This window comes from Anaerofustis stercorihominis (assembly GCF_005844425.1).
In the GTDB taxonomy this organism is placed as follows: Bacteria; Bacillota; Clostridia; order Eubacteriales; family Anaerofustaceae; genus Anaerofustis; species Anaerofustis butyriciformans.
In genome coordinates this window covers 62,714-86,209 of sequence record NZ_SPHL01000002.1, presented here as the reverse complement: position 1 = coordinate 86,209, position 23,496 = coordinate 62,714, and the positions used below count along the sequence as shown (strand labels likewise).

At 30.9% G+C, this 23,496-nt stretch carries 29 protein-coding genes; 1 reads left to right on the top strand and 28 read right to left on the bottom strand.

Annotated features, from left to right (window positions below; all coding sequences use genetic code 11):
• Window positions 1-11: 11 nt before the first annotated feature.
• The 24 genes from secF to rpsU form a co-directional block, all read right to left on the bottom strand.
• On the bottom strand, window positions 12-1,124 hold the full coding sequence (secF, locus tag FGQ49_RS01410) for a protein translocase subunit SecF (RefSeq protein ID WP_243112198.1): 1,113 nt from the start codon (window positions 1,122-1,124) through the stop codon (window positions 12-14).
• Complete coding sequence (gene secD / locus FGQ49_RS01405; RefSeq protein WP_138268139.1) at window positions 1,114-2,406, bottom strand: protein translocase subunit SecD; 1,293 nt, start codon at window positions 2,404-2,406, stop codon at window positions 1,114-1,116. Before secD ends, secF begins: the two co-directional genes overlap by 11 nt.
• Before the next feature lie 54 nt (window positions 2,407-2,460).
• Window positions 2,461-3,825 (bottom strand): thioether cross-link-forming SCIFF peptide maturase, encoded by a 1,365-nt coding sequence (gene scfB / locus FGQ49_RS01400; RefSeq protein ID WP_138268138.1) that lies wholly within the window; start codon window positions 3,823-3,825, stop codon window positions 2,461-2,463.
• Between the two features lie 61 nt (window positions 3,826-3,886).
• Complete coding sequence (gene scfA / locus FGQ49_RS01395; protein WP_138268137.1) at window positions 3,887-4,021, bottom strand: six-cysteine ranthipeptide SCIFF; 135 nt, start codon at window positions 4,019-4,021, stop codon at window positions 3,887-3,889.
• A 69-nt stretch (window positions 4,022-4,090) separates the two neighbouring features.
• On the bottom strand, window positions 4,091-4,468 hold the full coding sequence (locus FGQ49_RS01390; RefSeq protein WP_138268136.1) for an iron-sulfur cluster assembly scaffold protein: 378 nt from the start codon (window positions 4,466-4,468) through the stop codon (window positions 4,091-4,093).
• A gap of 12 nt (window positions 4,469-4,480) precedes the next feature.
• A complete protein-coding gene (locus tag FGQ49_RS01385) occupies window positions 4,481-5,635 on the bottom strand; it encodes a cysteine desulfurase family protein (protein ID WP_138268135.1) in 1,155 nt (384 codons plus the stop codon).
• Window positions 5,636-5,799: 164 nt separating this feature from the next.
• Window positions 5,800-6,039 (bottom strand): glutaredoxin domain-containing protein, encoded by a 240-nt coding sequence (locus FGQ49_RS01380; RefSeq protein ID WP_138268134.1) that lies wholly within the window; start codon window positions 6,037-6,039, stop codon window positions 5,800-5,802.
• Window positions 6,040-6,053: 14 nt separating this feature from the next.
• Window positions 6,054-7,235 carry an iron-containing alcohol dehydrogenase gene (locus tag FGQ49_RS01375; protein ID WP_138268133.1) on the bottom strand — a complete coding sequence of 394 codons (1,182 nt, stop codon included), beginning with the start codon at window positions 7,233-7,235 and terminating at the stop codon, window positions 6,054-6,056.
• 214 nt (window positions 7,236-7,449) lie between these two features.
• The gene (gene srtB, locus FGQ49_RS01370) at window positions 7,450-8,211 is read right to left on the bottom strand and encodes a class B sortase (RefSeq protein ID WP_138268132.1); all 762 of its coding nucleotides are present in this window, start codon (window positions 8,209-8,211) and stop codon (window positions 7,450-7,452) included.
• 72 nt (window positions 8,212-8,283) lie between these two features.
• Window positions 8,284-8,709 carry a 3-hydroxyacyl-ACP dehydratase FabZ gene (gene fabZ, locus FGQ49_RS01365; RefSeq protein WP_207669780.1) on the bottom strand — a complete coding sequence of 142 codons (426 nt, stop codon included), beginning with the start codon at window positions 8,707-8,709 and terminating at the stop codon, window positions 8,284-8,286.
• Window positions 8,710-8,714: 5 nt separating this feature from the next.
• The gene (gene fabF / locus FGQ49_RS01360; protein ID WP_138268130.1) at window positions 8,715-9,953 is read right to left on the bottom strand and encodes a beta-ketoacyl-ACP synthase II; all 1,239 of its coding nucleotides are present in this window, start codon (window positions 9,951-9,953) and stop codon (window positions 8,715-8,717) included.
• Between the two features lie 11 nt (window positions 9,954-9,964).
• Window positions 9,965-10,705 carry a 3-oxoacyl-[acyl-carrier-protein] reductase gene (gene fabG / locus FGQ49_RS01355; RefSeq protein WP_207669779.1) on the bottom strand — a complete coding sequence of 247 codons (741 nt, stop codon included), beginning with the start codon at window positions 10,703-10,705 and terminating at the stop codon, window positions 9,965-9,967.
• On the bottom strand, window positions 10,702-11,619 hold the full coding sequence (fabD, locus tag FGQ49_RS01350) for an ACP S-malonyltransferase (protein WP_138268128.1): 918 nt from the start codon (window positions 11,617-11,619) through the stop codon (window positions 10,702-10,704). The genes fabG and fabD overlap by 4 nt, the downstream gene beginning before the upstream one ends.
• Entirely contained in the window at window positions 11,619-12,707 is a 1,089-nt protein-coding gene (locus FGQ49_RS01345; RefSeq protein WP_138268127.1) for an NAD(P)H-dependent flavin oxidoreductase, read from the bottom strand. Before FGQ49_RS01345 ends, fabD begins: the two co-directional genes overlap by 1 nt.
• Window positions 12,707-13,651: a DUF561 domain-containing protein gene (locus tag FGQ49_RS01340; protein WP_207669778.1), complete on the bottom strand. Its 945-nt coding sequence runs from the start codon at window positions 13,649-13,651 to the stop codon at window positions 12,707-12,709. Before FGQ49_RS01340 ends, FGQ49_RS01345 begins: the two co-directional genes overlap by 1 nt.
• A 9-nt stretch (window positions 13,652-13,660) precedes the next feature.
• A complete protein-coding gene (locus tag FGQ49_RS01335) occupies window positions 13,661-14,629 on the bottom strand; it encodes a beta-ketoacyl-ACP synthase III (RefSeq protein ID WP_138268125.1) in 969 nt (322 codons plus the stop codon).
• A gap of 1 nt (window position 14,630) precedes the next feature.
• Window positions 14,631-15,554 carry an acetyl-CoA carboxylase carboxyltransferase subunit alpha gene (locus FGQ49_RS01330; RefSeq protein WP_138268124.1) on the bottom strand — a complete coding sequence of 308 codons (924 nt, stop codon included), beginning with the start codon at window positions 15,552-15,554 and terminating at the stop codon, window positions 14,631-14,633.
• Complete coding sequence (gene accD / locus FGQ49_RS01325) at window positions 15,551-16,426, bottom strand: acetyl-CoA carboxylase, carboxyltransferase subunit beta (RefSeq protein WP_138268123.1); 876 nt, start codon at window positions 16,424-16,426, stop codon at window positions 15,551-15,553. Before accD ends, FGQ49_RS01330 begins: the two co-directional genes overlap by 4 nt.
• Window positions 16,410-17,780, bottom strand: a complete 1,371-nt coding sequence (locus tag FGQ49_RS01320) for an acetyl-CoA carboxylase biotin carboxylase subunit (protein WP_138268122.1) — start codon at window positions 17,778-17,780, stop codon at window positions 16,410-16,412. Before FGQ49_RS01320 ends, accD begins: the two co-directional genes overlap by 17 nt.
• A complete protein-coding gene (gene accB, locus FGQ49_RS01315) occupies window positions 17,781-18,227 on the bottom strand; it encodes an acetyl-CoA carboxylase biotin carboxyl carrier protein (RefSeq protein WP_171020551.1) in 447 nt (148 codons plus the stop codon).
• A gap of 165 nt (window positions 18,228-18,392) precedes the next feature.
• Window positions 18,393-18,617: an acyl carrier protein gene (locus FGQ49_RS01310; RefSeq protein ID WP_138268120.1), complete on the bottom strand. Its 225-nt coding sequence runs from the start codon at window positions 18,615-18,617 to the stop codon at window positions 18,393-18,395.
• A 169-nt stretch (window positions 18,618-18,786) separates the two neighbouring features.
• On the bottom strand, window positions 18,787-19,230 hold the full coding sequence (locus FGQ49_RS01305; protein WP_138268119.1) for a DUF523 domain-containing protein: 444 nt from the start codon (window positions 19,228-19,230) through the stop codon (window positions 18,787-18,789).
• Between the two features lie 46 nt (window positions 19,231-19,276).
• Window positions 19,277-19,720, bottom strand: a complete 444-nt coding sequence (locus FGQ49_RS01300; protein ID WP_138268118.1) for a GatB/YqeY domain-containing protein — start codon at window positions 19,718-19,720, stop codon at window positions 19,277-19,279.
• Window positions 19,721-19,736: 16 nt separating this feature from the next.
• Complete coding sequence (gene rpsU / locus FGQ49_RS01295) at window positions 19,737-19,916, bottom strand: 30S ribosomal protein S21 (protein ID WP_138268117.1); 180 nt, start codon at window positions 19,914-19,916, stop codon at window positions 19,737-19,739.
• 258 nt (window positions 19,917-20,174) lie between these two features.
• On the opposite strand from rpsU, the gene rbr reads away from it, so the two are divergent.
• Window positions 20,175-20,714, top strand: a complete 540-nt coding sequence (gene rbr, locus FGQ49_RS01290) for a rubrerythrin (RefSeq protein WP_138268116.1) — start codon at window positions 20,175-20,177, stop codon at window positions 20,712-20,714.
• A gap of 32 nt (window positions 20,715-20,746) precedes the next feature.
• On the opposite strand, the gene FGQ49_RS01285 is transcribed toward rbr, so the two are convergent.
• The 4 genes from FGQ49_RS01285 to FGQ49_RS01270 all read right to left on the bottom strand — a co-directional run bounded on the left by FGQ49_RS01285 (window position 20,747) and on the right by FGQ49_RS01270 (window position 23,249).
• The gene (locus FGQ49_RS01285; protein WP_138268115.1) at window positions 20,747-21,946 is read right to left on the bottom strand and encodes a MalY/PatB family protein; all 1,200 of its coding nucleotides are present in this window, start codon (window positions 21,944-21,946) and stop codon (window positions 20,747-20,749) included.
• Window positions 21,947-22,045: 99 nt separating this feature from the next.
• The gene (locus FGQ49_RS01280) at window positions 22,046-22,561 is read right to left on the bottom strand and encodes an SLOG family protein (protein ID WP_138268114.1); all 516 of its coding nucleotides are present in this window, start codon (window positions 22,559-22,561) and stop codon (window positions 22,046-22,048) included.
• A 75-nt stretch (window positions 22,562-22,636) separates the two neighbouring features.
• Complete coding sequence (locus FGQ49_RS01275; RefSeq protein WP_138268113.1) at window positions 22,637-22,894, bottom strand: hypothetical protein; 258 nt, start codon at window positions 22,892-22,894, stop codon at window positions 22,637-22,639.
• A gap of 4 nt (window positions 22,895-22,898) precedes the next feature.
• Window positions 22,899-23,249 carry a helix-turn-helix domain-containing protein gene (locus tag FGQ49_RS01270; protein WP_138268112.1) on the bottom strand — a complete coding sequence of 117 codons (351 nt, stop codon included), beginning with the start codon at window positions 23,247-23,249 and terminating at the stop codon, window positions 22,899-22,901.
• Window positions 23,250-23,496 lie beyond the last annotated feature (247 nt).

Here is a 23,496-nt window from a genome sequence, read left to right as displayed (position 1 = left end):
TATGTGGTCTTTTATCTTTGTCCTTTTTTTCTTTTCTTCTTTCTTTCTTTTCTAGCTTTTCTTTTAGCTTTTCTTTCTTCTTTCTCTCTTAAAAGTTCTTCGTCGCTTTTTTCTTCCATTACAAAGTCTTTTGCATAATCAGCATCATAGCTATATTCACTTGCACCTTTAAAATCAGGATCTAATAAATCTTGATTAATTGGTTTACTTGCTTTTTTAGAAGACATATTTACGCTCTTTGGATTTTTCTTCTTTTGATATTCTTTTATCAAATACCACATAGGAACAGCAACACAAATTGAAGAAAATACCCCTGAAATAAATCCAATCATCATAGGAAATACAAATTCTCTTATTGATGTTGTACCAAATATTAAAAGAGGAGTAACGGCAAGAAGCGTTGTAAGTGTAGTATTGATTGAACGCCTCATTGTCTGATTAATACTGATATTTGTTAAATTATAAAAATCACCCTTAGCGACTTTTATTATATTTTCTCTAACTCTGTCAAAGGTTATTATTGTATCATTTATGGAATAACCTAAAATTGTAAGTGTTGCGGCAATAAATGTTGAATTTACCTGTATATCAAATATTGAGAAAACTCCAACAACCATACATAAGTCAAATATTAACGCAAATACTGCGCATAAACCTTGTAAAAACTCAAATCTAAAAGTAATGTAAATAAGCATACATATAACAGTAATAATACAAGCTTTTATTGCCATTGATTTTAGCTCATCACCGATTGTACCTGAAACATTATCAATAGATAATAAGTCTTTATTATCTAATTTATACTCAGCTTTAAAATCATTAAATAAAGATTTTCTTTCAGAATCACTTAAATCTTTACTTGTACTTATTACAACTTGAGTCGCATTATCCCCAGAAGATGTAATTTCCGCTTTAGGATCATACTTATCAGTTATATTCTTTATTTCATCAGTGGTAAATGTTTTATTTAGCTCAATTGTTACGATTGTACCGCCTTTAAAGTCAATACCAAAATCCAAACCTTTAAATATTAAAGAAAATATTGATACCAACATTAAAACAATTGCAATAGTAAGGAATCTTTTTGCGTGTTTGGCAAAATTAATTTTATAATTATAATTCATTTTCATTACCTCCCACACTCTTTATTCCGAAAAATTTTAGATCATCAAATTTACCTGATTCGGTAAATAATATCATTAATCTCTTTGTTACAAATACAGCCGTAAACATACTTACAACAACCCCAACCATTAAAGTAAGCGCAAAACCTTTAATTGTTCCGGCACCAAGGAAAAATAGAACCAATCCGGCTATTACAGTTGTAATGTTTGCATCTATAATAGAAGTAAGAGCTCTCGAAAAACCTGCATCAATGGCACCTCTTACACTTCTGCCGGCTCTTAATTCTTCTTTCATTCTTTCAAATATAATAACGTTACTGTCAACAGCCATACCTATTGAAAGAATAATACCTGCAATACCAGGAAGCGTTAAAGTAACTCCAAGCCCTGCCATTAAAATCAAATATACAATAATATAAATTGCAAGAGATATATCAGCAACAACACCAGGAAGTAAATACATTACTATCATAAATAAGAATACCAATGCTACACCGATAACTCCGGCAGTTAAACTTTTTGTCAAAGAATCTTGACCAAGTGTAGGTCCTACTGTTCTTATTTCAACAGCTTCCAAATCAACAGGAAGAGAACCGGCTGTTATTAAAGTTGCAAGCTCTGTAGCTTCCTCAGAATCTTTCATACCTGTTATTACACACTTACCATCTGTAATTGCATTTTGAACTGTTGGCGCAGAAATAACTTCATCATCTAATTTGATTGAAATTACATTACCAATATTTTTTTCTGTAGCCTCTGCAAAAGCCTTTGCACCTTCATCATCCAATTCTAAAGCAACAACAGGTTGTTCTACATAACCATCACTTTTTTGAATTTCATATTTAGCACTTTTTACATTTGAACCATCAAGAATAACATTTCCGTCAGGATCAACAAATTCCAATTTAGCTGTTTTACCAATTAATGCTAATGCTTCTTCTTGATCTTCAACATCAGGAATTGATACTCTGATCTTATCAGTTCCTTGTTTTGAAATAGTAGGTTCTTTTACACCTAATGAATCTATACGTGTTCTGATTGTTTCAATCGCCTTATCTAAAGTTTCGCCTGTTACTTCATTGCCATTACTTTCTTTGGCTTGTAAAACAACGTTAACTCCCCCTGTTAAGTCAAGTCCATAATTTATGGTATCTTTTAAAGGTTCTATGTCATAAATACCTATTACTTTACTTAAAGGAAGCCCGAACATAAAGAGACAATAGCAAAAAGCAACTATGACTAAAATAATAAACATCTTTAGCCCGTTTTTCTTTTTTTTCATATATGATCTTCTCCTATATATTAATATTTGTATATTCTACAACGTTATTATAACCTAGTCAATAAGTTCTTTCTCTTTACACTTAATATAAATAGCACATTCTATTCTTTTTCTTAAAATGTCACATCCTGTTTCATAAATACCGTTTATTCTGCCGTTAAAGTTGTAGCTGTTTGCGTGACAACCTCCGCCACAGAAATATTTACAGAAACAGTTTTCACACTCTTTTTTGTCAAGAACACTGTTTGAATCATAAAATTCAGTTCTTAATTTATCGTTTGTAATTCCTTCATCTAAATTACCCATTATAAAATCAGTGTTACCTACAAATTGATGACAAGGATAAATATCTCCAAAAGGAGTAACAGCAACATATTCACATCCTGCACCACAACCTGAAACTCTCTTATATTCACATTTTCCACCATCTAAATCTACATTAAAGTGGAAAAATCTAAATTCTTTATCAGTTCCAAGTCTTTCAAGATAGATATCTGTTAGTTTATCATAGCTTTCCATAATTTCAGGTAAATCTTCTTTTGTTATTGCATAATCTTCTTTTTCATCGGCAACAACACTTTCAACAGAAAGTTGTTTTAAACCAAGATCAGAAAAATGTTCAACATCTTTATAGAAATCTAAATTATGTTTTGTATAAGTACCTCTTATGTAATAATCAAGACCAAGTTCATCTCTTGATTTAGCAACCTTTTTAATATTTTCTATTATTAAATCATAACTTCCTTTACCATTTGCAGTAGGTCTTGTAAAGTCATTGATTTCTTTTCTTCCGTCAATTGATAAAACAACATTATACATTTCTTTATTTAAATAATCTATAATTTCATCATTTAAAAGAACGCAGTTTGTTGTTAATGTAAATCTAAATATCTTACCGTATTTTTTAGCTTCTTCTTTTGCATATTCAACTGTCTTTTTAACAACATCAAAGTTTAAAAGAGGTTCTCCCCCAAAAAAGTCAACTTCAAGATGAACTTTATTTCCTGAATTGTTAATAATAAAATCAATTGCTTTTTTTGCAGTTTCAAAGCTCATTACTTCCTTTTTCATATTGAAATTTCCACCGGAAGCAAAACAGTAACGACAAGCTAAATTACAATCGTGAGAAACATGAAGACACATTGCTTTTACAATGCCTTTTTCAAATAATTTTCTGTTAACTTTCTTTTCTGGTGTATAAAGTCTGTTTTCTTCTTCAAGTTCTTTTAATTCACCTATTACTTCTTTTATTTCATTTTCATCATATTTATCTTTTAAGATAGCAACAATTTCTTCTTCATTTTTATCTTTATAATAATCTAAAACATCATAAGTCATTTCATCTACATCATAAACAAGAGATGAATTGACATCTAAAACAATATATTTATCTTTAAATTTATATTTATATATACCCATATCTTCCTCTAACTTAAAAAAAGGCAACCTTTAGGTTGCTTTTTTTATTCTATTTATTTTTTTATTTATTTTCACAAGGTTGGTTACCAACAGTACAAGAAGTCTTGCATGCTGATTGACAAGATGTAGCACATTCTCCGCAGCCTTTATTTTTGCTTGCTTCTCTAACTTCGTTCACTTTTTTAATATGTTTCATATCTATCCTCCGAAAAATATTTTTTCTTCTTAAAATTATATCATAAATAAATTATATTTACAATAAAGTTTATTTGTTCTTTTTCATTTCTTCATATTCATCCAAAGCTTTATTTATAACACCTTCTGCTAAAACAGAACAATGAACTTTTGCAGGAGGAAGTCCCCCAAGTTCTTCAACAACTTTCTTATTTGTTATTTCTCTTGCTTCTTTTACTGTTTTGCCTTTTAAAAGCTCTGTTGACATACTTGCACTTGCTATTGCTGCAGCACATCCGAAAGTTCTAAATTTGATATCTGTTATAACATCATTTTCATCTATTTTTAAATAAAATTCTGTTGTATCCCCACAAGATGGGCTTGCTTCTTTTGCTACTACAGTAGCATCTTCTATTACTCCTACATTTCTTGGATTTTGGAAATGATCTAATACCTTATCATTATACATTTTCTTTACCTCCTAATAAAATGGACTTAATTTTCTTAATTTATTTATTGTATCTTTTAAAACTGCAATTGTGTAATTTACTTCTTCTTTTGTATTAAATTCACTTAAAGAGAATCTTACACTTGCACCTATTTCAAACTTATTATTATCTCCTAAAGCATCTATAACATGAGATTCACTTCCAGAATCAGCCGTACAAGCAGATCCTGTTGAACAAGCTATACCCTTTAAATCAAGAGCATATAACAATGCTTCCCCTTCAATTCCTTTAAAAGTAAAATTAATATTGTTACATAATCTTTTTTCTCTGCTTCCGTTTAATATTGTATCAGGTACATCTTTTAATATTTCATCTATAAAATAATCTCTAAGTTCTTTCATATATGGAATATTTTTTTCCATGTTTGCCTTTGTTATTTCAACGGCTTTACCCATTCCTGCAATGCAAGGTGCATTATAAGTTCCAGCTCTTAAAGCTCTTTCTTGTCCTCCTCCTTGCATAAAAACATCAATTCTTACTTTTTTATTTATATACAAAAATCCTATTCCTTTTGGTCCGTGTATTTTATGAGCAGACATTGAAAGCATATCAATATTCATTTTTTCAACATCTATATCCATTTTTCCTATGGCTTGAACTGCATCTGTATGGAAAAGTATACCTTTTTTTCTTGCAATTTCTCCTATTTCCTTAATAGGTTCAATTGTACCTATTTCATTGTTTGCAGCCATAATGCTTATTAGAGTTGTATCTTCTCTTATTGCATCTTTTAAATCTCTTAAATTGATGTTACCTTCACTGTCAACAGGAAGATAAGTTACTTCAAAACCTTCTTTTTCAAGTTGTTTACAAGTATGAAGAACAGCATGGTGCTCAATTGCAGAAGTTATTATATGTTTTCCTTTTTCTATATTGTGATAAGCCGCTCCTCTTATGGCCCAGTTATCACTTTCAGTAGCACCGCTTGTAAATAAAATTTCTCTTGCTGATGCATTAATCAAATTTGCAATTTCTTCTCTTGCCCATTCAATTCCTTTTCTTGCTTCTCTACCAAAAGAGTGAAGAGAAGAAGCATTGCCATAATACTCAGTATTATATTCGTTAATTATATCTATAACCTCATTATAAGGTCTTGTTGTCGCCGCATTATCTAAATATACCCTCATATATTTTCTCCTTTCAAACACGTCTGTTTATAGCATGACTATAATAAGGAAAAAATATAATATTTGCAAGAATAAAAACATATTTTCTTTTTATTTATTTAATTTTGAAAAGGAAAACGATTGCAATTTTCTGTCAATTAAAAAGAAGGCTTTTGCCTTCTTTTTTAAATAAATTCTTTTGTTGTTAAATATTTTTGTAAATCATCATAACCGCCTATAAATTCTTCTCCAAAGAAAATTTGAGGCACAGTTCTATGATGTGTTTTATTTACAAGCTCTATAAGTTCATCACTTCCGAACTCTAACATTCTTTCTTCAAAATCAATACCTTTTTGTTTTAAAAGTTCCTTAGCCATTTTGCAGTAAGGACATGTTTTGGTTGTATAAATAGTTACTCTTGCCATAATAATCTTCCTTTCTAATAACTAATATCTAAAATTTGTTCCATTTCGCTATCAGATAATTTAACCGGATTATTTCTTTGTTTAGCTTCATCCAAAATTTTCCAGAAATCATCTTTATCAATTCCAAAATCAGAAAGTCTAGGAATATTCATTTTTTCATTCCATTCTTTTAATGTGTCAACAACAGCTCTGAAAAACACCTCATGTCTATCCGGAGAATATGTTGCACGCATTAAATAAGCTCCAAGTTTAGCATATTTATATGCACAAGGATTGTTAGGCTCAAAATCTTTTATCTTTTGAATATTAACAACAGTCGCTCCATGAAGTAAGCTTGCACATATTGCACCGTGAGGAATGCCGTCATACAAACCACCAATTACAGATGCAAAACCATGTATTGTAGTAAGTCCTGCATTTGCCATACATATACCTGATAATAAAGCTGCATAAGATACATCATTTCTTGCATCAAGATCTTCACCGTTATTATATGCACTTAACAAACTTTCACTCATTCTTCTAAGACCTTTTTCAGCAAGCATATCCGTAAAAGCATTAGAGTTCGTACAAATATATGCTTCAAGAAGCTGACAAAAAGCATCTAGACCGCTTTGCATTGTTACCTTTTTAGAACAATTTAAAGTTAAAACAGGGTCAACCAAAGCTACGTTTGGAACAAGATTATCGTGTCTGATTGATTTTTTAAATTTCACATCCCCGATTTGTCCTTTTATAACAGCATTTTTAGTAGCTTCACTACCTGTACCGCTTGTTGTAGGCACAGCAATAAAAGGAACTTTTTTCCCGCTTGGGACTTTATCTCCAACACCTTCAAGATAGTCTACAATACTTCCTTCTTCTTTTAACATTGCACTCAAAGCTTTACCTGTATCAATAACGCTTCCACCACCTATACTTACGATTAGATCAACAGGTTTATTTCTGTATTCATTTGCAAGATTATCTATTGTTTCAACATCCGGTTCATCGCTTATTGTATGTATTTCATAACTTATATTATCTGTTTCAAAATTACCAATTATTTTATCGAACATCCCTGAGTTTTTTAATGAAGCTTTTCCGCATAACAATAAAACCTTATCACCATATTCCAATATGTATTTATCTAATGTATGAACCTTCCCTTCACCAAAAATTATTTTACTCGGAACAACTAAATTAAAACCACTCATGACAAACCTCCTAATTTTGAATATATTTTACCACATAAATATACTTTTTCCAATATTATAAATTGCTACACAAAATGTTTTATCATAAAACAGACAAAGTTTATGTAGAATGATGTAAAATATCATATTTAACTATAATATAAATATAATACCTTTTTATTAATTTAATCTTTATTTTTTATTAAAATAAAAAAAAGGTAAGAAATCTTACCTTTTATTTTTCAACTAATTTCCCTATTAATACATATCTTCCTTCTTCTATTTCATATGAACATGTAGAAAGTGTTATTATCTTATCATCAGAAGATATGGTCTTACCGCTGTCAAATGTTGTATTTGATTTTGCATGAAGAAGCAAATCTTCAACATTATCATCTGAAGCAAATCCATTATCATCCCATTTGTATGCATCAATAACAAATCCATAAACTACTTCTATTTCATAATTTTTATCCGGAGTATATAAATCCATGGTTTTATGAGCATCATAATATTCTTGATCTTTATACCCCATTAAACTTGCAAACATACTTCCGTTTTTCATATTATGAGCATACAAAATAGAGTTTTTCGATGTAAAGTCTTTATTCTTTGTATAATCAAGGAATACAGTACCGCTTGAATTTGATGTACCATCAAATAAATGATGTAAATAATAATCATTATCGCTTCCTTGAACAACAGGATAATCAATAACAGTACCTTCAGAATATATCCAACCTACAACATCTGGATTTATTGATTTCAAAGCATCAAAATCAATTTCTTTATCTTTTTTAACTTCACTTATTAAATTATCATAGGTTGAAGTTCCTTTGTTATATTCAGACATAATTGAATATATTTTATATGCAGAAAATAACAGAGTAATACTAAATACCGCTATTAACAAATATAAAACAATACTTTTTTTATCTTTTTTTATAGGTTCAGTTGATTTTCTTTTTTTAATTACTTTTACTTTTCTCTTTTTCATGTTTTATATTATATATCCTAACTAAGTTTAATGCAACATTATAATCAATAAAAAAAGAGAGTAACCTCTCTTTTATTTATCAATAGCAAACATAATCTCTCCTTTTGCCGCAACTTCATCACCTACTAATGCTGTTGCACTGGCAAAACCTATGCCTGCCTTCATTCTTGTTAGCTCAACCTTTAAAGTAAGCGTATCCCCCGGTATAACCTGTCTTTTAAAACGCATCTTGTTTACACCGGCTAAAACCGCAATTTTACCTTTGTTTTCTTCTTTTGAAAGAAGTAAAACAGCACCTGTCTGTGCTAAGGCTTCGACGATTAAAACACCGGGCATAACGTGTTTTTGAGGGAAATGCCCCATAAAATGCATTTCATTTGCAGTTACGTTTTTCTTGCCTATTATACAAGTTTCGTCTATTATTTCTTCTATTGTATCAACAAGTAAAAATGGATATCTATGTGGTATTATATTTTGTATATCATTAGAATTATATATCATTATTATTCTTCCGCCTTTTTAAATATTAAAGAAACATTGTGTCCACCAAATCCCAAAGAATTGCTCATGGCATAACTAATATCTTCGTTAATTCCTTCATTTGGAACTATGTTTAAATCACAGTCTTCATCTTTATTTTTATAATTTATTGTTGCAGGAATATATCCATCTTCTAAAGCTTTTACAGAGATAATTGCTTCTATTGCACCTGATGCACCAAGAAGATGTCCTGTATTAGATTTTGTAGAAGATATTTTAAGTTCTTTTGCATGATCTTTAAACGCTGTTTTTACAGCTAAAGTTTCTGTTTTGTCATTTAAAGGTGTGCTTGTTCCATGGGCATTAATATAATCAATATCTTTATAGTTTATGCCTGCATCCTCAATAGCATTTACCATTGCACCTGCTCCACCACTTCCGTCTGAAATTGGAGCTGTTACATGGAATGCATCACAAGTTGCACCATAACCTACGATTTCAGCATATATTTTTGCGCCTCTTTTCTTTGCATGTTCATATTCTTCAAGAAGTAATATACCTGCACCTTCGCCCATAACAAAACCACTTCTGTCTTTATCAAAAGGAATACTTGCTCTTTCCTTATCGTCTCCTTCATGTAAAGCTCTCATTGACATAAAACCTGCCATTGCAAGAGGTGTAATAGAAGCTTCACTTCCTCCAGCAAGCATTAAATCTTCATATCCGTCTCTTATTTTATGGAAAGCTTCGCCTATTGCATTACTTGCTGCTGCACAAGCTGTAACAGTAGAAGAACAATGACCTTTTAAACCAAAATCAATTGCAACATTGCCCGCTGCTAAATTAATTAAGCACATCGGAATAAAATATGGAGAAACCTTTGCCGGACCTCTTTTTTCCATATTTTTTTGAGCGTTTTCAATAGTTTCAATTCCACCTATACCGCTGGCAATTATAACACCAAAACGATTTTTATCAACACTTTCCAAATCAATTTTGCTATCTTCCATAGCTTGCATTGAAGCAATTCTTGCAAAAGAAGTAAATCTATCATTAAATTTAATTTCTCTTCTTTTTAGATATTTTTCCATATCCAAATCTTTTACTTCTGCAGCTAATTTTACTTTATAATCACTTGTATCAAAATGAGTTATTTCATCAACACCACATTTACCTTCCTTGATTGAGTTCCACATTGTTTCAACATCATTTCCTATAGGTGAAACCGCACCAAGTCCGCTTATTACTACTCTTCTTTTCATCTTTCCTCCTACTACATTAACATTCCACCGTCTACGTGGATTACTTGACCTGTTATATATCTGCTTTTTTCAGATGCTAAAAATACAACTAAATTTGCAACATCTTCACTTTTACCAGTATCGTTTAAAGGAATTGTTTTTAAAATTTCTTCTTTTGCTTTATCATTTAACTCATCTGTCATATCTGTTTCAATAAATCCGGGAGCAACTGCATTTGCTCTTATCCCTCTTGAAGCAAGTTCTCTTGCTACAGATTTTGTAAGCCCTATTACCCCTGCTTTGCTTGCTGCGTAATTAATTTGTCCTGCGTTTCCTGATATTCCTACAACACTTGACATATTTATAATGCTTCCGCTTCTTTGTTTCATCATTTGTCTTGCTGCGTGTTTTATGGTATTAAATGTTCCTTTTAGATTAACATCTATTACACTGTCAAAATCTTCTTCTTTCATTCTAAGAAGTAATGTATCTTTTGTTATTCCTGAATTATTTACCAAAACATCAATACTTCCAAATGTTGAAACTGCTTCTTTTATTAAATTTTCGCTTTCGCTAAAATCAGCAACATTTGCTTTAACTGTTATTGCGTTAACTCCAAAATCTTCACATTCTTTTTTTACTTGTTCTGCCTTTTCTTTGTTACCGTTATAATTAACAACTACATTAAAACCTTCTTTTGCAAGAGCTAAAGCAATAGCTTTACCAATTCCTCTGCTTGCACCTGTTACAACTGCTGTTTTTCTTTCCATTATTTCAATGCTCCTAACATTTCTTCAAGTGATTTTTTATCTTCCACACTATACACCGGAATATTTTTATTGATTTTTCTTACAAATCCCTTTAATACTTTTCCCGGTCCTATTTCAACAAAAGCCTCTACTCCGTTATCTATCATATATTCAACCATTTGCATGAAATACACGCTTGATTTGATTTGTTTTGTTAAAATTTTTCTTATGTCACCATCGTATTCTTTTCCCGTAACATTATAAACAACAGGAATTTCAGGAGTTTTTATTTCATATTCACCTAAAACTTTATTTAATTTTACCGAAGCATCTTCAAGCAAAGATGAATGAAAGGCTCCGCTTACATTAAGAGGAATAAGTCTTCTTGCACCTTTTTCCTTTAATATTTCACAAGCCTTATCTACGGCTTTTACTTCTCCTGTTATAACGATTTGAGCAGGAGAGTTATAATTTGCTATTTCACATATACCTTCTTTTTTAACTTCTTCACAAGTTTCTTTTATAATATCTTTATCAAAATTCATTACTGCAACCATTTTTGATGTTCCCTTAGGAAGAGCATTTGCCATTATTTCTCCTCTTTTTCTAACTATGTTTGCAGCATCGTTAACACTAAAAGCACCGCTAAAACAAAGAGCAGAATATTCTCCAAGAGAAAGTCCGCATACATAATCAGGGTTTATTCCTTTTGATTTTACAACATTTGCTATTGCCATAGAAGTTGTAAGAATAGCACTTTGAGAATATGCAGTATCATCAAGCTGTTCTTTTGGTCCGTTAAAACATAAATCTTTTACATCATAATCAAGGCTAATACTATTATAAACTTCTCTTGCTTCTTCATATGTATCATATAATTCTTTTCCCATTCCCACACTTTGACTGCCTTGTCCGGCAAACAAAAATCCTATTTTCATTAATCATTCTCCTTTAACTTTTCATTTGCTTCACTTACAAGCTCGTTTATCAAATCATGTACCGTAGTCATTTCATTTACTCTGTATGCATTACTGCCCACAAACACAAGTCCGTTATCTACATTCCCTTTTACAGCTTCAATAAGAGCTCCTGATATACAATAAGGTGTATCGGAAGGATTACATAGTGACAAACAGTTGAAACAAGAAGACATAGATATATTTCCTCTTTCTTCTGTTTTTTTCATAAAAGAGTTCATTATTCCTCTTCCAGGGAAACCTGTAGGACTTTTTACAATTGCAATGTCTTCTTTCTTACAATTTATTATCATATCCTTAAACTCTTTAGCTGCATCACATTCCGCTGTCGCAATAAACCTTGTTCCCATTTGTACTCCGTCAGCGCCCTTTTTTATAAAATGAGCAATATCACTTCCTGTAAATATGCCTCCTGCAACAAATACAGGAATTTTTTTGTCATAAGCTTCTTCAAAAGGTTGAAGCTCTTTTTTTACGTCATCAAAGATTTTATCTAAACTTTCACATGTTCCGTTTAAAAGCTCTTCCTTTTTAAACCCAAGATGCCCGCCGGCTTCACTTCCTTCAATCACAACAAAATCAGGAACCGTATTATGTCTTTTATCCCATCTTTTAAGTATTAATCTTATAGCTCTTCCACTTGAAACGATTGGAGCTAACAAAATACTCTTATCATCTACAAGCTTTGGAAGTTCAAGAGGTAACCCTGCACCGGAAATTATTGCATCAACTTTTGCTTTTACGGCTGCTTTAACATATTGTGCATAATCTTTGCTTGCAACCATAATATTTACACCTAAAAGTCCTTTTCCCATGCTTATTTCTCTTGCTTTTTTTACTTCTTCAAGGATTGCTTCCACATTACATTTTAGAGAATTTTTATTAAATCCTTCTTTTTTATATCCCGGGTGAGCAGCACTTATTACGCCCATTGCTCCTTCTTTCATTACATTACCTGCCAAAGAAGATAGAGAAATACCTACTCCCATTCCTCCTTGAATGATTGGTACTTGTAAAATTTTATCTTTGATTTTTACTTCTTTTAACATTATAGCTCCTTGTGTTTTTCAATAAGTTTTTCTAACTCTTCTTTTGATTCGTCAATAATATTTTGTAATATTTTTTCTAAAGGCAAAATCTCTTTTACCATTCCGGCAATTTGCCCCATCATTACTGAACCTGTTACCATATCACCTTCAAAAACGGCTCTTCTAAGCCCGCCTAAAGTAAGTTTTTCAAGTTCTTCCCTGCTTCCTGCATGGGCTTCAAGCTTAACATACTCTCTGCTCATTTTATTCTTCATAACTCTTACAGGAGCATTGAGGCTTTTTCCCGTAACGATTGTTTCTGTATCTTTTGCCTTTAAAACTGCATTTTTATAGTTTTCATGAATAGGACACTCTTCGCTTGCAAGAAGACAAGTTCCTATTTGAACACCTATTGCACCTAATGATAATGCAGCGTTAAAACCTCTTCCATCAGCAATACCACCTGCCGCAATAACAGGAATATTAACCGCATCTACAACTTGAGGAACAAGGCTCATAGTCGTTTGTTCTCCAACATGACCGCCGGATTCTCCACCTTCTACAATTAATGCATCAACTCCGCTTCTTTCAAGTCTTTTTGCTAAAGCAACACTTGGAGTGATAGGAAATACTTTTGTTCCGCTTTCTTTCAATTTCTCAATGTATTTTCCGGGATTTCCTGCTCCCGTTGTAACAACATCAACCTTTTCTTCGCATATCATATTCATGATTTCTTCTGTTTGCGGGTTCATCATCATTACATTTACCCCAAAAGGCTTATCTGTTAATTTCTTACATTTTCTTATTTCTTCTCTTGCTTGTTCGCAAGTCATTGCCCCTGTGGCAATTATACCAAGACCGCCTGCATTACTAACGCTTGCCGCAAATTCTGCGGTTGCAATGTTTGCCATGGCACCTTGGATAATAGGATATTTAATACCTAAAATTTTATTTAACATTGTCATAATTTTTTACTATATTTCAATATACCCTGAAGCGTATGTAAATCCGGCTCCAAAGCCTATCAAAACAATTTTTGCTCCTTCTTTTATTAATCCTTTTTCCTTAGCTTCTGCAAGTGCAATTGCAACACTCGCCGCTGATGTATTACCATATTTATTTAGGTTAATATATACTTTATCTTCATCTATCTTAAGTTTTTTTATAACGTGTTTTATAATCCTATAATTAGCCTGATGCGGAATTACTAAGTCAATATCATCTATTGATTTACCTGCTTTGTTTAAAGCTTCCTTTAAAGCATCACTCATGGCTCTTACTGCAAATCTAAAAACATCGTTACCAGCCATTTCAATATGACCTACTTTTCTTTCTTCATTTTGAAGTGGTTGTTTTAAACTTAAGCCTTGTATTCTTAATTTCCCTTGATTATCCCCTTCTGCGTTAGAATAAAAGTACATATCATTATCGGTCTGTTCTCTTTTCATTATTACAGCTCCTGCTCCGTCTCCAAAGAGAACACAGGTACTTCTTTCTGTCCAGTCAATTACCTTGCTTAATGTTTCAGCTCCGATAATTAATGCACATTTATATTCACTTAACATAAACGATGCAACCTGCATTGAATATAAAAAACCGCTACAAGCAGCATTCAAATCAAAAGCCATTACATGTGAATCATTTAGTCCAAGCTTTTCTTGAACTAAACAAGCAGTAGACGGGGTCATATTGTCAGGAGTACATGTTGCACATATAATTAAGTCTATATCTTCTTTAGCGATATTTGCATCTTCAATAGCCTTTATGGCAGCATTGTAAGCAATATCGCTCGTATTCTCCGTACTGCTTATATACCTTGTTTCTATTCCAGATCTGCTTTTAATCCATTCGTCATTTGTATCTACGATTTTCTCAAGGTCTTGATTTGTTATTAAATTTTTGGGTATGTAATAACCGTATCCAATAATTTTTCTATTTTTCATCTTAAATCATTCCTATTTTTCGATATTTTAAATATCTTTCCTTGATTAGTTGTCTGTCTTTTTTATTTGATAATTCCATAAGCTCATTTTGAATATAAACGGATATTTGAGCAACTACATACTCAAGTCCGTTTTGAGCCCCTCCCTCAGGTTCTTTAATTATGTGGTCAACAATTCCTTTTTCATACAAATCAAAAGAAGTAAGCTTCATATATTTACTTGCTTCTTCGGCTCTGCTTTCGTCTTTCCACAAAATACTCGCAAATCCTTCAGGAGAAAGTACGGAATATATTGCATTTTCAAGCATTATTATTTTATCGGCAACGCTTAAAGCCAAAGCCCCACCACTTCCTCCTTCGGAAATAACAACGCTTATAACAGGAGTTTTCAAATTTGAAAACTCATAAAGACATTTTGCAATAGCTTCAGCCTGTCCTCTTTCCTCAGCACCTTTTCCTGGATACGCACCTGCCGTATCAACTATTGTAATAATAGGTCTATGGAATTTTTCTGCTTCTTTTGCCAGTCTTAAAGCCTTTCTATAACCTTCAGGATTCATCATTCCAAAGTTTCTCTTTAAATTTTCTTCTAAAGTTTTTCCTTTAGCCTGTGCCAAAACGGTTACCGGAATATCATTAAACGTTCCAATACCCCCAATTAACGCACTATCATCTCCAAAACATCTATCCCCATGAAGCTCATAAAAATTATCAAAAAGAAGTGATATATAATCGCTTGCTTTTGGTCTGTCTTGATGTCTTGCTAGATATACTCTATCCCAAGGCTCTAATTTTGCATATGCCTTTTTCTTTAGCTGTCTTATTTCTTTATTTATTTTGTCAAATTCTTCATTGTCCGTTAAAGAAAGAGAAGCCTTTTTTGCTTCCAATTCTCGTATTTTAATTTCACATTCTTTTATGCTCATTGTTTTACTCCTTTATGAAGTACTATAAGATCATAAATGGTTTTCTTCATGTCTGTTCTTTTTACAATCATATCTATAAAACCTTTTTCAAGTAAAAACTCAGCTCTTTGGAATTCTTTTGGAAGAGTTTCATTGATTGTATTTTCAATAACTCTTTTTCCGGCAAAGCCTACAAGAGCATTCGGTTCAGCAATTATTATATCTCCTAGCATCGCAAATGATGCGCTTACGCCACCTGTAGTGGGATGAGTAAGTAAAGAGATATAAAAGCCACCTTCATCAGAAAATCTCTTTAGTGCAGCACTTGTTTTTGCCATTTGCATCAAAGACATAATCCCTTCTTGCATTCTTGCTCCGCCACTGGTACAGCTTATAAGAAGGGGAAGTTTTCTTTTCGTTGCAAGCTCTATTATTCTAGTAATTTTATCTCCAACAACTTGCCCCATACTTCCCATCATAAAATTACTGTCCATAACAGCAATGGCAATTCTTTGACCGTTTATTTTTCCAACTCCGGTAACAACTGCTTCATGAAGTCCTGTTGCTCTTTTTAACTTATCAAGTTTATTAGAATAACCTGGGAAATTATCTTCATTTTTACTTTCAATGTTTTTATCCATTTCCCTAAAACTTCTTTTATCCGTAAGTTGTCTTATTCTTTCTCTTGCACTTATCTTTAAATGATGACCGCAATTTGGACAGACATAAAGATTTTCCATCATTTCATCATATGGAGTATTTTTATGGCATACTTCACAGTTTTTTATTAAATTTTCAGGAACTTCTCTTTTTGTAACCTCTTTCGAAGAAGTTATTCTTCTGGACTTAAAAAGTTCAAGTCTTTCCTGTCTTTTTCTAAATAAGTTCTCCACTTTGTTCTTCCAACTCCTTTATAAACTCTTCAAAAAATCCCGTATCGTATTTTCCTTCAATAAAAGTTTTATTGTGAAGCACCAAATAATGAAATTCTATATTTGTTTTTACTCCGTCTATAATTAACTCTTCCAATGCAACTCTCATTTTCTTTATGCATTCTAACCTTGTAGGTGCAAAAGCAATGAGTTTTAAAATCATAGAATCATAAAACGGAGGTATTTCATATCCTGTATACACAGCACTGTCAACTCTTATTCCTCTTCCTCCGGGAATATGTAAAAAGTTTATCTTTCCTCCGGAAGGTGCAAAATTTCTTTCTACATCTTCCGCATTGATTCTGCATTCTATTGCATAACCATTTTGTTTTATATCTTCTTGTTTTAAAGTAAGTTTTTGTCCGCCTGCAACTTTAATTTGTTGTTTTACTATATCAACTCCGCTTATCATTTCTGATATTGGATGTTCAACCTGAATTCTCGTATTCATTTCCATAAAATAATATTTGCCGCTTTTATCAAGCAAGAATTCAATTGTTCCTACACTGTCATATCCAACATATTTACATGCTTTTATTGCATCATTTATCATAGACTGCCTTATATCATCTTTAAGCATATGACATGGTGCTTCTTCTATAAGCTTTTGGTTTCTTCTTTGGAAAGAACAGTCTCTTTCAAATAAATGTATAACATTACCATGCTTATCGGCTATAAGTTGAATTTCAATGTGTTTTGGCTTTTCTATGTATTTTTCTATATATACATCACTATCCCCAAAACAAGCCTTTGCCTCACTTGTAGCAGCATTAAAAGCATCTTCAAATTCTTCTTCTTTTCTTACAATTCTCATGCCTCTTCCGCCGCCGCCATTACTGGCTTTAATAATTACGGGATATGTTATGTCATTTGCAAGCTTTTTACCTTCATCTACATCTTTTATAATTTCTTTAGAACCGGGAACAACAGGCACCCCAGCTTCTATCATTATTTTTCTTGCTTCACTCTTATTACCGAGTTTTTCGATTGTTTCAGGATTTGGACCAATAAAAATTAATCCACATCCAATAACAAGTCTTGCAAATCTTGGATTTTCACTTAAAAAACCAAATCCCGGATGTATGGCATCACATCCTGTCTGACAAGCAGCTTCTATGATATTACTCATATTTAGATAACTATCCATTGCTTTAGGCGAACCTATACAAACAGCTTCATCTGCTATTTGAACATGTAAGGCATCTTTATCCGCAGTTGAATATACACTTACGGTTTTAATTCCCATTTCCTTACAAGTTCTTATTATTCTTACTGCTATTTCTCCTCTGTTTGCAATTAAAATTTTCTTTATCATTTAATCACCTATACATATTAGATTTTCATCAAACTGAACCATTTCACCGTCTTGTTTTGCAACACTTATGATTTTTCCACTGCAAGGAGCTTTTATTTCGTTCATTACTTTCATTGCTTCAATGATACAAACGATATCTCCCTTGTTTACACTGTCTCCCACGTTTACATAAGCAGGTGAACTTTCATTTGGTTTTGAATAAAATGTTCCTACAATAGGACTTTTTACCCAATTCCCTTTTGGTTCTTCTTTTATAACTTCTTCAGTATCTTCTTTTATAACTGGTTGTGATTCCACAATATATTCTTGTGGTTTAACATAATTTACAACACTTTTGCTATCTTCTTTTTCAAGTTTAATCTTCATTTCTCCGGCTTCAATTTCCATTTTATGAACATTTGAGCCTTCAAAAATATCTATAACTTGTTTTATTGCTTTAGTATCCAAAATTTTCTCCTTTTGAATTAATTTTAAAGAAATCAATAAATAATACTTTGATATTCAAACTATAATATCCTATAAAACCGAATAAATAAAAAATAAAATATAATGAATAAATGTAATATAAAAGGGCCCGTAAGCCCAAATATTATACTGAATAAAAAAGTGATATTATTGTTTTTCTTTAATAATGTCAATGATATCTTGTACAGTAACAAGTTTTTCTAATTCTTCATCTTCGATTTGAACATCGAATTCTGTTTCAAGTTCAAGTGATAATTCAACAGCAGCTAAAGAATCGATATCTAAATCTTCTTTTAATCTTGCTTCCGGTGTGATAAGACTTTCGTCAATATCTAACGCATCTACTAATACCTTTTTAATATCTTCTAACATAATTATATTCCTCCTGAGTTCTTTGATATTCAAAGTATTTTTGTATTATAAACTGTTAAGGTTATAAAGTAAATAGTTTTTTGTTCATTTTATTAACTTTTTTTATTATTTATATGCTTTTTTTACTCTTAATAATACTCAGTATCATTAAAAACATTTTCATACAAATTTAGAATAACTTTTCAAGTTCTTTCTCACTTATTACTTCAATTCCATTTTCTTCAAAAAGCTTTGCAGTTATTCCCTTACCATCAATCAAAACAGATGAAAAACTTCCGTCGTATATTTTTTTATTTCCGCAGGAAGGAGAATTTGCTTTCATTAATGCTAATTTTACATTGTTTTCTTTTACAATATTAAGGCAAATCATTGCTCCTTTTTTATATTCCTCAGTAACGTCTTTTCCGCTTTTTGAAAATACTTTTCCTTTTCTTATCTCGCTTGGCTCTCTTGGAGTAGATAGTCCTCCAAGACATTCCGGACAACATAATATAACATTATATTTATTTTCTATTTTCTCTATAATTTCTTTTTCTATTTCATTATTACCACCGCTGTATTTACAGTTCTCTCCAAACAAACATGCCGATACAATTATATTTTCCTTGCTCATATATACCTCACAGTAAAAAAATAAGGAGTGTAATACACTCCTTAAATTAGCCTAATAATTCTCTGGCAACTTCATTAACGATTTTACCATCAGCCTTACCTTTTACTTTAGGCATAACTTCGCCCATGATTTTGCCCATATCTTTTACCGTTTCAGCTCCGGTTTTTTCAATAGCTTCTTTTACTATTTCTTTAACCTCATCTTTTGTCAGCTGCTTTGGTAAATATCTCATTAGAACTTCAAGTTCTGCTTTTGCTTCAGCTATAAGATCTTCTCTTCCCGCTTTCTCAAATTCAGCAAGAGAATCTTTTCTTTGTTTTACTTGTTTAGCAACTACATCTACAATTTCTTCATCGCCAAGTTCAACTTTATTGTCTTTTTCAACTTGTAAGATTGCAGCTCTAACCATAGTAACAGTAGATTTTGTTATATTGTCTTTTTCTTTCATGGCTTTTTTTAAATCGCCAAGTAAAGTTTCTTTAAGTGACATATAAAACACTTCCTAATTATCTTTTATTTTTTTTCTTTCTTGCTGCTTCAGCTTTTTTCTTTCTTCTTACACTAGGTTTTTCATAGTGTTCTCTTTTTCTGATTTCAGACATAACACCAGCCATAGCAGTCTTTTTCTTAAATCTTTTTAAAGCGCTTTCTAGTGATTCGCCTTCTCTTAATCTTACTTCTGACATCTCTCAACCCTCCCCTCTACCGTGGGTTATCACGTTTATAGTCAACACAAATTATTATAAAAAAATATACAAGATATGTCAATAAAAAATATTCGTTTTTTTGATTATTAAAATTCTTTAATTTACAAATAATTATAAAAATTTTTAGCAATAATAAATATATTAAATTTAACTAAACTTTTCTTTATTTTCTACACTAAAAATTTTTTTTGTGATATAATGACTTTAACAAGAAACGCATATAGGAGGGTAAATTATATGGCTAATAAATTAGACGGAACAAAAACACTTGAAAACTTAAAAACTGCATTTGCAGGAGAAAGCGAAGCAAGAAACAAATACACTTACTACGCAAGCAAAGCAAAAAAAGACGGTTACAATCAAATTGCCGCATTGTTCGAAGATACAGCAAACAATGAAAAAGAACACGCTAAACTTTGGTTTAAATTAATTCATGGAATCGGAACAACAGAAGAAAATCTTCTTGACGCAGCAGCAGGCGAAAATTACGAATGGACAGACATGTATGCTACATTCGCAAAAGAAGCAAGAGAAGAAGGCTTTGATGATATAGCTGAAACTTTTGAAGGTGTTGCAAAAATCGAAAAAGCTCATGAAGAAAGATACAGAGCTTTATGCGAAAACATCCAAAAAGGAAGAGTATTTAAAAGAGAAGAAGAAGTTGTTTGGGAATGCGGAAACTGCGGACACTTAGTAGTTGCAAAAGAAGCTCCTGAAGTTTGTCCTGTATGTGACCATCCAAGAGCTCATTTCTTTATTAAAGCTAAAAATTACTAAAAATAAAAAGAACATCTTATGATGTTCTTTTTTTATTTTATAGGTATATCTTTTAATACTTCTTTCATTGCATTCATTGCTTTTTCGATATTTTTCCTGCTGGTTGCAACGTTTATTCTAAAATAACCTATCCCTTCTTCTCCAAACTGTTTACCGTGCTGAATAGCAAAACCGCCTTTTGTGACGAATAAATCTGATAATTTACTATAATCTATATCGTACTTATTCATATCAAGCCAGCCAAGGAATGTCGCCTGAGGAATTTCAAAACCTACATTTTCTAAATTTTCATCAACGAATTTTTTTATGTATTTAAAATTTTCTTCTACGTATTCAAGCATATAATTATACCAATCATCACTGTTTTTATATGCAGCCTTAACAAGCCCCGGTACAAATACATTAGGATCAGCAACATGAAGTCTTTTTTGTGTGTAATATTTCCATTTACTCTTATATTCTTCATTCTTTATAATTATATTACTTACCTTCATACCAGGAATATTAAATGTCTTGCTTGGTGCTGTTCCTGTTATAAATATATCGTCATCTTCAAATAATGAAGCAATAGGAATATGTTTTATTCCCTTTCTTACAATATCACAGTGTATCTCATCACTAAAAACTATAACATTATATTTTTTACATATTTCACCTATTTTTAAAAGTTCATCTTTTGTCCAAACTTTACCTATTGGATTATGAGGTGAACAGAAAAGAAACATTTTTACGTTATTATTTTTTATCTTTTTTTCAAAATCATCAAAATCAAGAGTATAATTTCCATTTTCATCTTTTATAAGTGGTGAATTTACAAGATTTCTATAATTTGATTTTACTATATTCATAAAAGGAGTATACACAGGCTGATTTACAATAATGCTGTCTCCTTCATTTGTTAAAGTGTTTATTAAAACGCACATTGCAGGAACAATACCGCCGGAATAATATATATCTTTTTTATCAATTATAAAATCATGTTTATCCTTCATCCAGTCACAAACGGCACTTTTATATTCATCATCAGCATAAACAAAAGTATATCCAAGAACAGGATTTAAAAGCCTTTCTTTTATGCTTGCGATTATCGCATCACTACAAGGGAAATCCATATCAGCCACCCATAAAGGTATGGTATTTTCATCTGAAAGAGGATATGCTCTTTTTAAACTATCATATTTTTCACTGTTTGTATTTCTTCTATCAATTATTTTATCAAAATCGTACTTCATATTTTACCTCTTAAAAAAATTTAACTATATTATTTATTCCTACATTTTTATATATAGTATCACTTTGATAAAATATTTTCCACCATTAAAATATCTCCATTAATAAAAATTTTTAAACAATTTAAAAGTCTTCGTATCTATAAAAATTATTTTTCTTTCTTTTTTTATTGCATAATCAATGGTGTATCTAGTCCCCCCGCTGTCTCTTCCGTCATAAACGGCAAACAAAAACTCACTGTTATCTACCATATACCTATTTCTTTCAAGCATGCAAGTTCTTGTATATTTTTCATTTAGAATTATTGCATCTAAAGAGTTATTTAATATGTAATTATAGTTTTTAATATCTTCTTGTTTCCATAATTTAGTTTGATTTTTATAAGGAATAACGGGAATAATTTTAATATTTGTATTAAATCTGTCATTATAATCTAAAATAGCTCCGGCACATAACAAATCCGCACCAAGAGCCATTCCACAATAAAATGTATTTATTTCATATTTCACATGTAGTAATCCTATTATATTTTTTATCTTTTCAAACAATATTGTCTTTTTCTCTTCATCAAAATTTTTCACATCCCTTATTCCCGTTATGGCACACTTTTTATCCATTATCTTATCCCCTTAATATTTTTTTACAAGATAAAAGATACATTTATTAAAGTGCGAAATTTGTCAAAATATGTATTATGTAAAACTAAACATCTCTATAACTATTCTCATGCAAATATTAAATCCCAGTTTAAAACAATATTCATTTTCTTTTTGATTATATCTAAGCATCTTTTCAAAGATTTCTTCAACGCTTTCACTGTATGTTTTATCAATGTTCTTATTTAGTTTTTCAAACAAATCAATAATTTCATTTAGCATTTTTTGATTATCATCACATTTATTATTTTCAAAATAAAAATATAGAAATTCATTTAAAATACTTTCGCTCATTTTATTAAATATATTCACTCTCTTTTAAATTTACTTTTTTTAAAAAATTTAGATTCTCAAATAAAAGCTTTTTCTCTTCTTTACTGCAATTTTTTAAAAACTCATTAATATCCTTAATATTTTCGCTTATAAAATTATTACCAAGATCAATACTAAAAAGCTCATCTAAACTTAAATTTAATATACTGGCAATATTAACTATTGCATGCAGGGAAACTTTCGCACTTCCATTTTCTATGTGGCTTAAATGACTTACAGACAAATCAATTTTTTCTGATAAACTTTCTTGTGTATACCCTAATTTTTTTCTTTTTTCTTTTATCTTCAATCCCAATGTTTTATAATTTATTTCCATACCAAAGCCACACTTTTTTGTTTCATTTTACAAAATTCACAAAATGATTAGAATGTCGTAAAAAAGATTATAAAAACTAATAAAAATGCTATATAAAACAATATACTTATTAAAGAACTACTAAACACAACAAATTTTTATATCTATAAAAAACAACCTTTTTTATAAAATTATATATAAATTTTGTTTTTATATGACATTCACAAAATGTCAAAATAAAAAAAGACCTAAAAGTCTTTAATGATAA